This is a genomic window from Pseudomonas sp. FSL R10-1350 (assembly GCF_009600525.1).
In the GTDB taxonomy this organism is placed as follows: Bacteria; Pseudomonadota; Gammaproteobacteria; order Pseudomonadales; family Pseudomonadaceae; genus Aquipseudomonas; species Aquipseudomonas helleri.
In genome coordinates, this window is record NZ_WIVR01000174.1 from 1 (window position 1) to 625 (window position 625).

Annotated in this window: 1 protein-coding gene; it reads right to left on the reverse strand. The window is 55.8% G+C overall.

The window, feature by feature from the left end:
* A partial coding sequence (locus tag GHO25_RS25715) for a helix-turn-helix domain-containing protein (RefSeq protein ID WP_153393417.1) occupies nt 1-625 on the reverse strand: 625 nt, incomplete at both ends.

Below are 625 nucleotides of genomic sequence, written 5' to 3' on the forward strand. Positions count from 1 at the left end.
CCTGTATAGGCATCAGGCTCGTCGCCCCACGGCGCCCCGTTGTCCATCGTCATGCGCTCAGGTAGCCCGTAATGGCGGAACGCATTGATCAAATGGGCCTGCACGGTATTGCGCTGCTCGTTGCCACAGGCGGCGATAGTTAAAAAGAAACGCGAGTGGTCATCCAGAAGAGTCAATGGATGGCAGCGACCCGTACGCATGGGCACATGGCCTTTAAAGTCCATTTGCCACAGATCATTGGGTTGCTCGTGTTCAAATCTGGTGAAAGGTTTGACTAGGCCTGCATGAGGGTCGATGCGCTCATTGCGCTTGAGAATGGCATGAACCGTACTGGCTGCAGGCATGTTGTTGCCGCGCCGCTCAAGGCATCCCTTGATCTTGCGCGCCCCCCAGCCGGTGTGCTCGATATTGAGCGCCAGTATCTGCTTCTCGGGCTCGTGAGCAGTTCGATTAGGCGAACTGTGAGGTCGACGGGACCGATCTCTCAGCCCGTCTTTACCCTCACATTGGAAACGCTTGAGCCATTTATAGGCAGTGGTGCGGCCGATATTGAACTGCTCGCACAATGCAGTGATGTTAGCGCCCTCAGCCAAAGCCAAGGCAACGAATTCGAGACGAAGATCCA